This window comes from Nonomuraea muscovyensis (assembly GCF_014207745.1).
Taxonomy (GTDB): Bacteria; Actinomycetota; Actinomycetes; order Streptosporangiales; family Streptosporangiaceae; genus Nonomuraea; species Nonomuraea muscovyensis.
Genome location: NZ_JACHJB010000001.1, coordinates 3,302,975 through 3,317,813, shown reverse-complemented (window position 1 = coordinate 3,317,813; position 14,839 = coordinate 3,302,975). Strand labels below are relative to the sequence as shown.

Sequence of the window (14,839 nt, the reverse complement as noted above, 5' to 3'; positions counted from 1 at the left end):
GTCCCCTATCGGATGAACAGGCCGGAGGCGGCCTGGTTGGCCAGGTCGAGCACGGGCTGCGGGAACAGCCCCACCCCTACCGTAACCAGCAGGGCGACGGTGATGACGGCCACGGTGCCCATACTGGGCACGGCGATCGTCGGCCCGTCGGCCGCGGGCTCGCTGAAGAACATCAGCACGATGACGCGGACGTAGAAGAACGCGGCGACGGCCGAGGCGACCACGCCCAGCACGACCAGCCCGGTCATCCAGCCGCCCAGCGAGTCGCCGGTCTCCATGCCGCTGCCCAGCGCCGCCGTGAAGACGGCGTACTTGCCGAAGAAGCCGCTCGTCAGCGGGATGCCGGCGAAGGCGAGCAGGAAGAACGCGAAGACACCCGCGAGGATCGGCGACCGCTTGCCCAGCCCGGCCCAGCGGGACAGGTGCCAGGCCTCGCCTCCGGGATCGCGCACCATCGTCACCACCGCGAACGCGCCCACGGTCGTCAGGCTGTAGACCAGCAGGTAGAACAGGATGGCCGACAGCGAGCCGACGTTCTGCTCGGCCTTGTCGAACGTGGCCATGACGCCGATGAGCAGGAAGCCCGCGTGCGCGATGGACGAGTAGGCGAGCATCCGCTTGATGTCGGTCTGCGTGATCGCCAGCACCGAGCCGATGATCATGGTCAGGGCCGCCACGGCCCACATGACCGGCCGCCAGTTCCAGTCGAGGTTGCCCAGGCCGACCCAGAACACCCGCAGCACGGCGCCCACGGCCGCGACCAGCGTGCCGGAGGCCATCAGCGCGGTGACGGGCGTCGGAGCGCCCTGGTAGACGTCCGGCTTCCACGCCTGGAACGGCGCGGCGCCGATCTTGAACAGCAGCCCGACGCCGAGCAGCGAGAGGCCGATCATCAGCAGCGGGTCCAGCAGGCCGCTGGTGCCCAGGGCCTTGCTGATGCCCGGCAGGGACACGGTGCCGGCGAAGCCGTAGACCATCGCCGCGCCGTACAGGAAGAACGCCGAGGAGAACGCGCCGAGCAGGAAGTACTTCATCGACGCCTCCTGCGACAGCAGGCGGCGACGCCGGGCCAGGCCGCACAGCAGGTACAGCGGCAGCGACATGACCTCGAGCGCGACGAACATCGTCAGCAGGTCGTTGGAGGCGGGGAACAGCATCATGCCGCCCACCGCGAACAGGACCAGCGGGTAGACCTCGGTGTGCTCGCTGCCGGCCGCCTCGGCCTGCTCCTCCTCGGAGCTGCCGGGGACGGCGGCGGCCGAGGCGACGAAGTGACCCTCGTCATTGATCATCAGCACGCACACGGCCGACAGGATGAGCACGACGCCCCAGATGAACAGGGCGGGCCCGTCGATCGCGACCGCGCCCATCGCCGCGGCGGTCGTGGGCAGGTCGCCCTTGACGACCGTGACGATCGTCAGCGCGAACGCGCCCAGCAGCGACAGCAGCGTGAGCGGCATGTGGATGGCCTTGCGCAGGTAGCGCGGCGCGAACGCCTCCACCAGCACGCCGAGCACGGCCGCGCCGAACACCAGCAGCAACGGCGCGAGCACGCCGTACTCGATCGTCGGCGCCTCTATGACACCGTTCACTGGCCGGCCCCCTTCTCAGCGATAGCCGGGTTGTCCACTTTCACGTTGACCAGCGTCTGGGTCACCGCGGGGTTGATCACGTCGAGCAGCGGCTTGGGGAAGAACCCGAAGCCGATGATCAGGGCGACCAGCGGCGCGAGCACGACGACCTCGCGCACGTTCAGGTCCTTGAAGGCCTTGACCGGCTCGGCGGTCGGCCCGTTCAGCGCCCGCTGCACCATCCACAGGATGTAGACGGCGGCCAGGATCACCGCCACCGCCGACACGATCGCCGCGACCGTCAGCGCGCCGGAGCCGAAAGCCGGGCTGGAGTACGTGCCGACCATGACCATGAACTCGCTGACGAACGACGACAGGCCGGGCAGCGACAGACCGGCCAGACCGGCGATCAGGAAGTAGCCCGCGAGCAGCGGGGCGACCTTCTGCACACCGCCGTAGTCGGCGATGTGCGGCGAGCCGCGCCGGGCGATGAGGAACCCGGCGGCCAGGAACAGCGCGCCGGTGGCGAAGCCGTGGTTGACCATGTAGAGCGTCGCGCCGGCCTGGGAGACCTGCGACATGGCGAACACGCCCATCACGATGAAGCCGAAGTGCGAGATCGACGTGTAGGCGATCAGGCGCTTCATGTCGGTCTGCCCGATGGCCACGATCGCGCCGTAGATGATGCTGATGACCGCGAGCACCACGATCGGCATCGTGAACGCCTTGGCGGCCTCCGGGAACAGCTCCAGGCAGAAGCGGAGCATCCCGAACGTGCCCACCTTGTCGAGCACGCCCACGAGCAGCACCGCGGCGCCGGCCGGCGCCTGGGCGGCCGCGTCGGGCAGCCAGGTGTGCACCGGCCACAGCGGCGCCTTGATGGCGAACGCGATGAAGAAGCCGGCGAACAGCCACTTCTGCGTGGCCGGATCCTGGATCGCCCCGACGAGCTCGGGGAACATGAACGTGCCCTTGCCCGCGACCACGTACAGCCCGATGACCGCGACCAGCATGAGCAGGCCGCCGAACAGGGAGTACAGCAGGAACTTGACGGCCGCGTAGGACCGCTGGGCGCCGCCGTACGACCCGATCATGAAGTACATCGGGATCAGCATGGCTTCGAAGAAGACGTAGAACAGGAAGATGTCGGTCGCCGCGAAGACGCCGATCATCATCGCTTCCAGCACGAGCAGCAGCGAGAAGTACGTCTTGACCGAGCGCTTCGGCGTGATGAGCGTGCCGTCGGCGGTGCGGACGCCGTCGGCGTCGTGCCAGGAGGCCAGCACCACGATCGGCACGAGCACCGCCGACAGGGCGATGAGCACCAGCGCGATGCCGTCGACGCCGACCCCGAAGTGCACGCCGAAGCTGGGGATCCAGTCGTAGCTCTTCTCGAACTTGAACCGCTCGCCGCGCGCCGACGGGAACTGGAACGCCATGACCAGCGTCAGCGCGAGCACGACCAGCGAGACCGCCAGCGTGACCTGCTTGGCCAGCTTGTCACTGCCCTTGGGCAGCAGCGCCACCACGACGGCGCCCAGCACGGGCACCGCCATGATGATTGGGAGCCAGAGTGACGACATCAGATGTTCCCAACGAGGAGCAGGGCGCCGGTCAGCAGGGCGGCACCGATCAGGATGGACAGCGCGTACGTTCTGGCGAAGCCCGTCTGGATCCGCCGCAGGCGGCCGGAGGTCCCGCCGATGCCCGCGGCCAGCCCGTTGACCACCCCGTCGATGCCGCGGTTGTCGAAGAACACCGCGAGGCGGGTCAGCCACTGGCCGGGGCGCATGAACAGCGACTCGTTGAGCGCGTCGCCGTACAGGTCACGCCGGGCGAACGTGGTGAGGAACGAGCCGCGCGGCGCCACCGCGGGCACCTCGGCCTTGCCGTACCGCATCCACGCGAAGCCCGCGCCGACCGCGACCAGCGCCAGCGTGGCGAGGCCCGGGGTCGTGAACGGGTTGAAGCCCGGCTCTGCCTCGGGCGCACCGACGGCGGGAGCGAGGAACCTCATCAGCGTGCCGTTGAGAATGAGGTAGCCCCCCAGGAAGATCGAGCCGATCGACAGGACGATCAGCGGGATCGTCATGACCTTGGGCGACTCGTGCGGGTGCGCGTCCTGCGCCCACCGCTTCTCGCCGAAGAAGGTCATGAAGACCATCCGCGACATGTAGAAGCCGGTGATGCCCGCGCCCAGCACGGCCAGCCAGCCCAGCACGGGCTGCTCGTGGACCGCGGTCTCGATGATGCCGTCCTTGGTGAAGTAACCGGACAGCAGCGGGAATCCGATGATCGCCAGGTAGCCGACCATGAACGTGGCGAAGGTCAGCGGCATGTACTTACGCAGGCCGCCGTACTTGCGCATGTCCACCTCGTCGTTCATGCCGTGCATGACCGAGCCGGCGCCGAGGAACATGTCGGCCTTGAAGAAGCCGTGCGTGATCAGGTGGCCGATCGCGAAGGCGTAGCCGGCCGGGCCGAGACCCGCGCCCAGCATCATGTAGCCGATCTGCGACATCGTCGAGCCGGCCAGGCCCTTCTTGATGTCGTCCTTCGCGCAACCGATGATCGCACCGGCGAGCAGCGTGGCCGCGCCGACGATCGCGACGGCGAGCGCCTGCGGCGAGCCCGGCTCGAAGAAGAACGCGCCGGAGCGGACCACCAGGTAGACGCCGGCGGTGACCATGGTCGCGGCGTGGATGAGGGCCGAGACCGGGGTCGGGCCCTCCATCGCGTCGAGCAACCACGACTGCAGCGGGAGCTGCGCCGACTTGCCGCACGCGCCGAGGAGCAGCAGCAGGCCGATCGCGGTGACCGTGCCCTGGGAGGCGGTGCCCACCTGGGCGCCGAGGTCGGCGAAGGCGAACGTGCCGAACGACGACCAGATGATGAACATGCCGACCAGCAGCCCGAAGTCACCGACGCGGTTGACCACGAACGCCTTCTTCGCCGCGACCGCGGCCGACGGCTTGAACTGCCAGAACCCGATCAGCAGGTAGGAGGCCAGACCCACGCCCTCCCAGCCGATGAACAGCCCGACGTAGTTGTCGGCCAGCACCAGCAGGAGCATCGCGGCGACGAACAGGTTGAGGTAAGCGAAGAAGCGGCGCCGGTCGGAGTCGTGCGCCATGTAGCCGATCGAGTAGATGTGGATCAGCGATCCGACACCGGTGATCAGCAGCGCGAAGCAGATCGACAGCGGGTCGATCAGCAGCCCCATGTCGACCATGCCGGGGATGAACTCCCACAGGTGCACGGCCTGGCGGCGCTGCCCGTCGGGCAGGCCGATCAGCTCGAAGAAAGCCAGCACAGCCACGACGAACGAGGCGAGGGACATGGCCACGCCCAGCAGGTGTCCCCACCGGTTGGTGATCCGCCCGAGGACCAGCAGGATCGCCGCCCCCAGCAACGGGAACGCGATCATGAGCCACGAGACGCCGATCACTCCGCCGGCGGTGTGCTGGACGATCTCAACAGGAGATTCCACCAGTCACCTCTTAGTACTTCAGCAGGTTGGCGTCGTCGACCGACGCGGACCTGCGGGTTCGGAAGATCGTCACGATGATGGCCAGGCCGACCACGACCTCGGCGGCCGCCACCACCATCACGAAGAACGCGATGATCTGGCCTTCGAGGTTGCCGTGCTGCCGGGCGAAGGTGACGAACGCGAGGTTGCAGGCGTTGAGCATGAGCTCGACGCACATGAACACCACGATCGCGTTGCGCCGGATCAGCACGCCCAGGGCGCCGATCGCGAACAGCAGGCCCGACAGGACCAGGTAGTGCGTGGTCACTTGGACTCCTCCTCGGCCTTGTGCTGGATGGCCTCGGCCAGCTTGGGGTCCGCGGGCAGGTGGTCGTGCTCCACGTCGTAGCGCGCGATGTAGCGGTTGACCGAGTCCGCCGCGACGGAGCCGTCGGGCAGCAGTGCCGGCATGTCGATGGCGTTGTTGCGGGCGTACGTGCCGGGGCCGGGCAGCGGCGACGGCCGGTCACCGCGGAAGCGGGCCCGGGACAGGTCCTTCTGCGTGGCCTTCTCGGTGAGCTGCTCGCGGTGCGCCAGCACCATCGCGGCGAGCGCCGCGGTGATCAGCAGTGCCGAGGTTACCTCGAACGCGAACACGTACTTGGTGAACAGCAGCAGCGCCACCGAGCGGACGTAGCCGCCCTGCGCCGTGGCGGTCGCCAGCCCGGTCTGACCGGCGAAGACGGCGTTGCCGACGGCCAGCACGATGAGCGTGGCGAAGCCGACGGCGGCGATCGCGGCCCAGAAGCGCTGGCCCTTCAGCGTCTCCACCAGCGAGTCGGACGAGTCGACGCCGACCAGCATGAGCGTGAACAGGAAGAGCATCATGACAGCGCCGGTGTAGACGATGATCTGCACCGCGGCCAGGAACGGCGCGTCCTGCACGGCGTACAGGACCGCCAGGCAGAGCATCACGGAGCCGAGCATCAGCGCGGAGTAGACGGCCTTCCGGTTGAAGACCATGCCGAGCGCCGCGCCGACGGACACGACGGCGAGCACCCAGAACGTGATGGCCTCACCCATTGGTCCGTCCCAGCCGGTAGTAGTCCTCTTCGGTGTCGCCGAGGCGCATCGGGTGCGGAGGCTGCTCCATGCCCTGCGTCAGCGGCGCGAGGAGCATCTCCTTGGTGTAGATCAGCGCCTCGCGGTCACCGTCGGCCAGCTCGTACTCGTTGGTCATGGTGAGCGCCCGCGTCGGGCAGGCCTCGATGCACAGGCCGCACAGGATGCACCGCAGATAGTTGATCTGGTAGGTGCGCCCGTAACGCTCACCCGGCGAGAAGCGCTCCTCCTCGGTGTTGTCCGCGCCCTCCACGTAGATCGCGTCGGCGGGACACGCCCAGGCGCACAGCTCGCAGCCGACGCACTTCTCCAGCCCGTCGGGCCACCGGTTGAGCTGGTGGCGGCCGTGGAAGCGGGGCGCCGTCGGCTTCTTGACCTCCGGGTAGTTGGTCGTGACGGGCTTCTTGAACATCGTGTGGAAGGTGACCCCGAAGCCCTTGACGGGGTTCAGCCAATCAGTTAGTCCCACTGGGAATCTCCTTGTGCTGCACCCCGTGGTAGTGCGGCAGGTCCAGCGGCGGCACCGGGTAGCCACCTGCCGCCGGCTCGTCGGACAGCTCCTCGAACTCGGCCTCGACCTGGGCCTTCCTGGCCTCCTTGCGACGCTGGTTGACCGTGTCGAACCTGGCCCAGATGGCCAGGGCGCCGATGACGACGGCCGCCGCCAGCACCAGGACCGGAACCAGGCTGGCGTCGGTGAACGTGCCGTCGCGGACGTACATGACGGCACGGACGGAGGCCACCAGCATGATCCACGCCAGGTTGAGCGGGATGAGGACCTTCCAGCCGAGCGCCATGAGCTGGTCGTAGCGGACGCGCGGCAGCGAGGCCCGCACCCAGATGATGAAGCTGAACGTCAGCGCGAACTTGATGAAGAACCACAGCACCGGCCACCAGCCCTGGTTGGCTCCGTCCCAGAGCGAGATCGGCCAGGGCGCCCGCCAGCCGCCGAGGAACAGCGTCACGGCGATGCCGGAGGCGGTGAAGGTGTGCAAGTACTCGCCCATCATGATCAGAGCGAACTTCAGCGACGAGGAGTACTCGGTCTGGAAGCCGCCGACCAGCTCGCCCTCGCCCTCCGGCAGGTCGAACGGGATGCGGGCCGCCTCACCGAACATGCAGACCACGTAGATGAGGAACGACGGCAGCAGCAGGACGGCGAACCACGACGGCATCGAGATGCCCAAGAACTCGCCGCCGCCCGCCTGCGCCTTGACGATCTCGGACGTGGACAGCGTCCCCGCGAAGAGGAAGACGCCCACGAACGACAGGCCCATCGCGATCTCGTACGAGACCACCTGGGCCGCCGACCGCAGCCCGCCCAGCAGCGCGTACGGCGAGCGCGACGACCATCCGGCGAGGACGACCCCGTAGACCGAGATGGCGCCCATGGCCAGCATGAACAGCACCGCCACCGGCAGGTCCACGAGCTGCAGCGGCGTCTGCACGCCGAACAGGTTGACCATCGGCCCGAACGGCACGATCGAGAAGGCCAGGAAGGCCGGGATGACCATGATGACCGGGGCCAGCAGGTAGAGCACCTTGTCCACGGTCCGCGGGAAGATGTCCTCCTTCAGGCCCATCTTGATGCCGTCGGCCACCGACTGCAGGAGGCCGAACTTGCCGGCCCGGTTGGGGCCGAAGCGGTTCTGCATCCGCGAGATCAGCTTGCGCTCGTACCAGACGCCGAACAGGATGCCCAGCATCAGGAAGGCGAAGAGCATCACGGCCTTGATGATGGTGATCCAGAGCGGGTCCTTGCCGAAGTCGGCGAGGGTCGGATCGGCCGCGAGAACGTGGGTCATGAGGCGCTCCCGATGGTGACGATGTCGCCGGCCACCACGCTCAGGTCACGGGTGACCGAGCAGCCGCCGGAGTTCGCCGGGACCCAGACCACCCTGTCGGGCAGGTCCGCGACCCGGACCGGCAGCGTGACCGGGTTGGGCCCGGGGCCGCCGATGACGAGTTTGTCGCCGTCGGTGACGCCGATCTCCGCGGCCGTGTCCGGCGAGAGCAGGGCCTCGGCGGGGCGGGCGGTGCCCGCGAGGTAGGGCTCGCCGTCCTGCAGGCGGCCGTCGTCGAGGAGCTGGTGCCAGGTGGCGAGCAGCGCCTCGCCCGCCGCCGGGGCGGGCTCCGGCCGGGTGGCGGCGTTGGGAGCGGCCACCCGGCTGCCGCGCCAGGCGCCGATGGCGCTCAGCTCGCGGCGGGCGGCCTTGGCGTCGGGCAGGCCCAGGTGGACGTCCATCCGGTCGGCCAGGCTGCCGAGCACGGCCAGCTCGCTCTGCAGGCCGGGCTTCCGCAGCGGCGCCTCGAACGAGCGGCCGCGGCCCTCCCAGTTGACGAACGTGCCGCCCTTCTCCTGCACGGCCGCGACCGGCAGGACCACGTCGGCCCGGTCGGTGACGGCACTGGCGCGGATCTCCAGGCTGACGATGAACGGGGTGTTCTCCAGCGCCGCGAGCGCGGCGGCCGGGTCGGCCAGGTCGTAGGGGTCGACGCCGGCCACGACCAGCGCGTCGATCTCCCCGTCCGCGGCGGCGGCGAGGATGCCTGCGGTGTCGCGGCCGGGTGTGGCGGGCAGCGAGGCCACGTTCCACGCCCTGGCGACCTCGGCGCGGGCGCTCTCGTCGGCGACCGGGCGGCCGATCGGCAGCAGGTTGGGCAGCGCGCCGGCCTCCAGGGCGCCGCGCTCACCGGCCCGGCGCGGGATCCAGGCGAGCCGGGCGCCGGAGGCGGCGCTGAGCCGCACCAGGGCCGACAGGGCGCCGGGGACGGTGGCCAGGCGCTCGCCGGCGAGCACGACCGTGCCCTCCGCGAGGGAGCCGACCAGGTCGCCGATGGCGTCGGCCTCACCGCCGGGCGCCGTGCGGATGAGCGTGGCGCCCATCCTTGCCAGGCTCGGGGAGGCGAACGGCGCGATCGCGCTGATCTTCAGGCCGTGCTTCTTCCACGCCTTGCGCAGGCGCAGGAAGACGATCGGCGACTCCTCCTCGGGCTCGAACCCGACGAGCAGCACCGCGGGCGCGCTCTCCAGGTCGGCGTAGGAGATCTCGATGCCCTTGCCGGCCACCGCGTGCGCGAGGAACTGCGCCTCCTCGGCTGAGTGCGGCCGGGCGCGGAAGTCGACGTCGTTGACGCCGAGGGCGACGCGGGCGAACTTGGCGTAGCCGTAGGCCTCCTCGACCGTGACCCGGCCGCCGACGAGCACGCCGGCCTTGCCGCGGGCGGCGGCGAGGCCCTCGGCGGCGACGCTGAGCGCCTCCGGCCAGGAGGCCGGCACGAGCACGCCCTCCTCGTTGCGGACGAGGGGCTGCTGCAGGCGGTCGGGCTGCGTGGCGTAGGTGAACGCCCAGCGGCCCTTGTCGCAGTTCCACTCCTCGTTGACCTGCGGGTCGTCGCCCGCCAGGCGGCGGGTGACCCGGCCGCGCCGGTGGTCGGTGCGCATCGCGCAGCCCGACGCGCAGTGCTCGCACGCGCTCGGCGTGGAGACCAGGTCGAACGGCCGCGCCCGGAACCGGTAGGCGGCGCCGGTGAGCGCGCCGACCGGGCAGATCTGCACGGTGTTGCCGGAGAAGTAGGACTGGAACGGCTCGCCGTCGGCGACGCCCACCTGCTCCTTGGCGCCGCGCTCGAAGAACTCGATGAACGGGTCGCCGGCGATCTGGTCGGAGAAGCGGATGCAGCGGGCGCACTGCACGCAGCGCTCACGGTCGAGCAGGACCTGCGTGGACAGCGGCAGCGGCTTGGGGAAGGTCCGCTTCTGCTCCTGGAAGCGGGACTCGCCCTGGCCGTTGCTCATGGCCTGGTTCTGCAGCGGGCACTCGCCGCCCTTGTCGCAGACGGGGCAGTCGAGCGGGTGGTTGAGTAGCAGGAACTCCATCGCCGCGCGCTGCGCCTTCTCGGCGACCGGCGAGGTGAGCTGGGTCTGCACGACCATGCCCTCGGCCACCTCGATGGCGCAGGACGGCTGCGGCTTGGGGAAGCCGCGGCCGTTGCCCGCGTCGGGGATGTCGACGAGGCACTGGCGGCAGTTGGCCGCCGGGTCGAGCAGCGGGTGGTCGCAGAAGCGCGGGATCTGGATGCCCAGCAGCTCTGCCGCCCTGATGATCAGGGTGCCCTTGGGGACGCTGACCTGGAACCCGTCGATCGTGCAGGTCACCAGGGTCGTCTCTACAGCGGTCGTTGTCACTGGTCACCCCAGAGAGTGGACTTCTTCGCGTCGAACGGGCAGCCGCCGATCTCGAAGTGCTTGAGGTACTCGTCGCGGAAGTACTTCACCGAGGAGTGGATCGGGCTGGTCGCACCGTCGCCGAGGGCGCAGAAGGAGCGGCCCAGGATGTTGTCGGCGATGTCGGTGATGGTCGCCAGGTCCTCTTCGGTGCCCTGGCCCTTCTCCAGGCGCTTGAGCACCTGCTTGAGCCAGTAGGTGCCCTCACGGCACGGGGTGCACTTGCCGCACGACTCGTGGGCGTAGAACTCGGTCCAGCGCAGCACGGTGCGGACCACGCAGGTGGTCTCGTCGAAGATCTGCAGGGCGCGGGTGCCGAGCATCGAGCCCTTGGCGCCGACGGCCTCGAAGTCGAGCGGCACGTCCAGGTGCTCGTCGGTGAAGATCGGTGTGGAGGAGCCGCCCGGGGTCCAGAACTTGATCCGGTGCCCCTTGCGGATGCCGCCCGCCATGTCGAGGAGCTCGCGCAGCGTGATGCCGAGCGGCGCCTCGTACTGGCCTGGCCGGGTGACGTGGCCGCTCAGCGAGAAGATGCCGAAGCCCTTCGACTTCTCGGTGCCCATCGAGGCGAACCAGTCGGCCCCGTTGGCGAGAATCGAGGGAACACTGGCCACGGACTCCACGTTGTTCACAACAGTCGGCGAGGCGTACAGGCCCGCCACGGCCGGGAACGGAGGCTTGAGACGCGGTTGACCTCTGTGGCCCTCCAGCGAGTCGAGCAGCGCCGTCTCCTCGCCGCAGATGTAGGCGCCGGCCCCGCTGTGCACGACGAGCTCCAGGTCGTAGCCCGAGCCGAAGACGTCGGTGCCGAGGTAGCCCTTGGCGTACGCCTCGCGCACGGCCGCGTGCAGCCTGCGGATGACGTGCAGCACCTCGCCGCGCACGTAGATGAAGGCGTGGTTGGCGCGGATGGCGTAGGAGGTGATGATGACGCCCTCGATGAGCGAGTGCGGGTTGGCCATCATCAGCGGGATGTCCTTGCAGGTGCCCGGCTCCGACTCGTCGGCGTTGACGACGAGGTAGTGCGGCTTGCCGTCACCCTGCGGGATGAAGCCCCACTTCATGCCGGTGGGGAAGCCCGCCCCGCCGCGGCCGCGCAGGCCCGAGTCCTTCACGGCCTGGATGACGGCGTCGGGGTCCATGCCGAGCGCCTTCTTGGCCGCGTCGTACGGGCCGTAGCCGTCGAGGGTGAAGGAGTCGGGGCGGTCCCAGTTGGCGGTCAGGACCGGAGTCAAAGTCGTCGTCATGCCTCGGGGGCCTTCCATCCGTTGGCCTTGGCGACCTTGAGGCCCTCCAGCGAGGGGCCGGCGGCCGACGGGCCCTCGCCCGCCAGGTCGTCGGGCAGGCCCGCCAGCACGCGCGAGGCCTCCTTGAAGGTGCACAGCTTCTTGGGACCGCGGGTCGGCCGCACGTCCTTGCCGTCACGCAGGTCGTCGACGAGCTGCTTGGCCGACCCGGGCGTCTGGTTGTCGAAGAACTCCCAGTTGACCATCATGACGGGGGCGAAGTCGCAGGCCGCGTTGCACTCCAGGCGCTCCAGCGAGACCTTGCCGTCGGCGGTGGTCTCCTCGTGGCCGACGCCGACGTGCTCCGAGAGCTGCTCCCAGATCTCGTCGCCGCCCATGACCGCGCACAGCGCGTTGATGCACACGCCGACGTGAAACTCGCCGGCGGGCCTGCGCTTGTACATGGTGTAGAAGGTCGAGACGCCGACGACCTCGGCCTTGCTGAGGCCCAGCATCTCCGCGCAGAACTCGTGGCCGTCGTCGGAGACGTAGCCGTCCTCCGACTGCACGAGGTGGAGCAGCGGCAGCAGGGCCGACCGCGTCTTCGGGTAGCGGCCGATGATCTCTTTGGCGTCTCGTTCCAGACGCTCGCGGATCTCCGGTGCGTAGGTCACCGGTCCACACCTCCCATGACGGGGTCGATAGAAGCCACCGCGGCGATCACGTCGGCGATCTGGCCGCCCTCCGCCATCGCTGGGAAGGCCTGCAGGTTGCAGAAGGACGGTTCGCGGAAGTGCACGCGGTAGGGGCGGGTGCCGCCGTCGCTGACCACGTGCGCGCCGAGCTCGCCCTTGGGCGACTCGATGCTGGCGTACGCCTGCCCGGCCGGCACCCTGAAGCCCTCGGTCACCAGCTTGAAGTGGTGGATGAGCGCCTCCATGGAGGAGCCCATGATGTGGGCGATGTGGTCGGGCGAGTTGCCGAACCCGTCGGGGCCGAGCGCGAGCTGCGCGGGCCAGCCGATCTTCTTGTCCTCGATCATCACCGGGTCGCCCTTGAGCGGACCGGCGAGGCGGTCCAGGGCCTGCTCGATGATCTTGAGGGACTCCTCCATCTCCTGCATGCGGACGAGGTAGCGCGAGAAGACGTCGCAGCCGCGCTGGGTGGCGACGTCGAACTCGTACGTCTCGTAGCCGCAGTAGGGCTGCGACTTGCGCAGGTCCCAGGGCAGCCCAGCGGCGCGCAGGATCGGGCCGGTGATGCCGAGCGCCATGCAGCCGGTCAGGTCGAGGTAGGCCACGTCCTGGGTGCGGCGCAGGTAGACGGGGTTCTCGTCGAGGAGCTTGCGGATGTCCTTGATCCGCTTGGGCATCTCCTTGAGGAACTCGCCGACCTTGTCGACCGCGCCGGCGGGCAGGTCGACGCTCACGCCGCCCGGCCGGACGTAGGCGTGGTTCATCCGCAGGCCGGTGATGTACTCGAACAGGTCCATGATCAGCTCGCGGTCGCGGTAGCCGAACAGGAACGGCGTGGTCGCGCCGAGCTCCATGCCGAACGTGCCCATCGCGACCAGGTGCGAGGAGATCCGGTTGAGCTCCATCATCATCACGCGGATGGCCTGGGCCCGGTCGGGGATCCGGTCCTCGATGCCGAGCAGCTTCTCGACGCCGAGGCAGTAGGCCGTCTCGTTGAAGATCGGCGAGAGGTAGTCCATCCGGGTGACGAACGTGGTGCCCTGGGTCCACGTCCGGTATTCCATGTTCTTCTCGATGCCGGTGTGCAGGTAGCCGATGACGCCGCGCGCCTCGGTGACCGTCTCACCGTCGAGGGTCAGCACGAGCCGGAGCACGCCGTGGGTCGACGGGTGCTGCGGGCCCATGTTGACGACCAGGCGCTCCTCCTCGGAGTCGCGCACGCCGGTGACGACCTCGTCCCAGTCGGCGCCGGTGACCGAGTAGACCTTGCCCTCGGTGGCCTCGTCGTAGCCGGTGGTCACTGGTAGGACCTCCTCTGGTCGGGCGACGGGATGGTGGCGCCGCGGTACTCGACGGGGATGCCGCCGAGCGGGTAGTCCTTGCGCTGCGGGTGGCCGTCCCAGTCGTCGGGCATCATGATCCGGGTCAGCGCGGGGTGGCCGTCGAAGACGATGCCGAAGAAGTCGTACGTCTCGCGCTCGTGCCAGTCGTTGCCCGGGTAGACGCCGACGGTGGAGGGGATGTGCGGGTCGCCGTCGGGGCAGCTCACCTCAAGCCGGACGCGCCGGTTGTGGGTGATGGAGCACAGGTGGTAGACGGCGTGCAGTTCCTCGCCGACCAGGTGGGGGTAGTGGACGCCGGACACGCCGAGCGCCAGCTCGAAGCGCAGGGCCGGGTCGTCGCGCAGCTTGCCGCAGACCTCGACGAGGCGCTCGCGCTTGACGTGCAGGGTCAGCTCGCCGCGGTCCACGACGACCCGCTCGACGGCGTCGTCGAGGCCGAGGCTGTCGACCACCTCGTCGAAGTAGCCGCCGTACGGGCGCGGCGTGGACAGCTGCGGCGCCCGCCGGACGACGAGACCGCCGTAGCCGGAGGTGTCGCCGGAGTCGCTCGCCCCGAACATCCCGCGCCGGGCGACCGGTGACTCCGGGACCTCGGGAACGCCTGGCACCTCGGGAAGGTTGTCTGGGGAGGTCACTTGGCAGCCCCCTGGTCGATCAGCGGCAGGGCGCGCAGCTTCTGGCGTTCGAGCTCGTCGATCTGCTTGGCCCGGTGCGCGCCGAACTTCGTGTTCTGGATCTTGTCGTGCAGCTTGACGATCGCGTCGATCAGCATCTCGGGCCGCGGCGGGCAGCCGGGCAGGTAGATGTCGACGGGGACGACGTGGTCGACGCCCTGCACGATGGCGTAGTTGTTGAACATGCCGCCGCTGGAGGCGCACACGCCCATCGCGATGACCCACTTGGGCTCGGCCATCTGGTCGTAGATCTGCCGCAGGACCGGTGCCATCTTCTGCGACACGCGGCCCGCCACGATCATGAGATCGGCCTGCCGGGGAGACGCCGAAGCGCGCTCCATGCCGAAGCGCGCCAGGTCGTAGTGGGGGCCACCGGTGGCCATCAGCTCGATGGCGCAACAGGCGAGCCCGAACGTGGCGGGCCACACGGAGTTCTTGCGAGCCCATCCGGCGGCCTGCTCGACCGTGCTGAGGATGAAGCCGCTGGGGAGTTTCTCTTCAAGTCCCATTT

General features: G+C 69.3%; 13 protein-coding genes. All 13 read right to left on the bottom strand.

The annotated features are described in order from the left end of the window. Positions 1 to 5: 5 nt before the first annotated feature. Complete coding sequence (gene nuoN, locus FHU36_RS15800) at positions 6 to 1,592, bottom strand: NADH-quinone oxidoreductase subunit NuoN (protein WP_185084416.1); 1,587 nt, start codon at positions 1,590 to 1,592, stop codon at positions 6 to 8. After that, positions 1,589 to 3,154, bottom strand: coding sequence for an NADH-quinone oxidoreductase subunit M (locus FHU36_RS15795; RefSeq protein WP_185084415.1), 1,566 nt, complete (start codon positions 3,152 to 3,154; stop codon positions 1,589 to 1,591). Before FHU36_RS15795 ends, nuoN begins: the two co-directional genes overlap by 4 nt. Beyond that, a complete protein-coding gene (gene nuoL, locus FHU36_RS15790; protein ID WP_185084852.1) occupies positions 3,154 to 4,998 on the bottom strand; it encodes an NADH-quinone oxidoreductase subunit L in 1,845 nt (614 codons plus the stop codon). The genes FHU36_RS15795 and nuoL overlap by 1 nt, the downstream gene beginning before the upstream one ends. Positions 4,999 to 5,071: 73 nt before the next feature. After that, a complete protein-coding gene (gene nuoK / locus FHU36_RS15785; protein WP_185084414.1) occupies positions 5,072 to 5,368 on the bottom strand; it encodes an NADH-quinone oxidoreductase subunit NuoK in 297 nt (98 codons plus the stop codon). Beyond that, a complete protein-coding gene (locus tag FHU36_RS15780; protein ID WP_185084413.1) occupies positions 5,365 to 6,123 on the bottom strand; it encodes an NADH-quinone oxidoreductase subunit J in 759 nt (252 codons plus the stop codon). Before FHU36_RS15780 ends, nuoK begins: the two co-directional genes overlap by 4 nt. Further along, positions 6,116 to 6,631 carry an NADH-quinone oxidoreductase subunit NuoI gene (gene nuoI, locus FHU36_RS15775; RefSeq protein WP_185084412.1) on the bottom strand — a complete coding sequence of 172 codons (516 nt, stop codon included), beginning with the start codon at positions 6,629 to 6,631 and terminating at the stop codon, positions 6,116 to 6,118. Before nuoI ends, FHU36_RS15780 begins: the two co-directional genes overlap by 8 nt. After that, positions 6,618 to 7,967: an NADH-quinone oxidoreductase subunit NuoH gene (nuoH, locus tag FHU36_RS15770; protein ID WP_185084411.1), complete on the bottom strand. Its 1,350-nt coding sequence runs from the start codon at positions 7,965 to 7,967 to the stop codon at positions 6,618 to 6,620. The genes nuoI and nuoH overlap by 14 nt, the downstream gene beginning before the upstream one ends. Beyond that, a complete protein-coding gene (locus tag FHU36_RS15765) occupies positions 7,964 to 10,351 on the bottom strand; it encodes an NADH-quinone oxidoreductase subunit G (RefSeq protein WP_185084410.1) in 2,388 nt (795 codons plus the stop codon). Before FHU36_RS15765 ends, nuoH begins: the two co-directional genes overlap by 4 nt. Next, positions 10,348 to 11,637: an NADH-quinone oxidoreductase subunit NuoF gene (gene nuoF / locus FHU36_RS15760; protein ID WP_185084409.1), complete on the bottom strand. Its 1,290-nt coding sequence runs from the start codon at positions 11,635 to 11,637 to the stop codon at positions 10,348 to 10,350. Before nuoF ends, FHU36_RS15765 begins: the two co-directional genes overlap by 4 nt. Further along, positions 11,634 to 12,290 carry an NADH-quinone oxidoreductase subunit NuoE gene (gene nuoE, locus FHU36_RS15755; protein ID WP_185084408.1) on the bottom strand — a complete coding sequence of 219 codons (657 nt, stop codon included), beginning with the start codon at positions 12,288 to 12,290 and terminating at the stop codon, positions 11,634 to 11,636. Before nuoE ends, nuoF begins: the two co-directional genes overlap by 4 nt. Beyond that, complete coding sequence (locus tag FHU36_RS15750; protein ID WP_185084407.1) at positions 12,287 to 13,612, bottom strand: NADH-quinone oxidoreductase subunit D; 1,326 nt, start codon at positions 13,610 to 13,612, stop codon at positions 12,287 to 12,289. The genes nuoE and FHU36_RS15750 overlap by 4 nt, the downstream gene beginning before the upstream one ends. Then, positions 13,609 to 14,289 (bottom strand): NADH-quinone oxidoreductase subunit C, encoded by a 681-nt coding sequence (locus FHU36_RS15745; protein ID WP_185084406.1) that lies wholly within the window; start codon positions 14,287 to 14,289, stop codon positions 13,609 to 13,611. Before FHU36_RS15745 ends, FHU36_RS15750 begins: the two co-directional genes overlap by 4 nt. Next, positions 14,286 to 14,837 carry a NuoB/complex I 20 kDa subunit family protein gene (locus tag FHU36_RS15740; protein WP_185084405.1) on the bottom strand — a complete coding sequence of 184 codons (552 nt, stop codon included), beginning with the start codon at positions 14,835 to 14,837 and terminating at the stop codon, positions 14,286 to 14,288. Before FHU36_RS15740 ends, FHU36_RS15745 begins: the two co-directional genes overlap by 4 nt. Between the last annotated feature and the right edge of the window lie 2 nt (positions 14,838 to 14,839).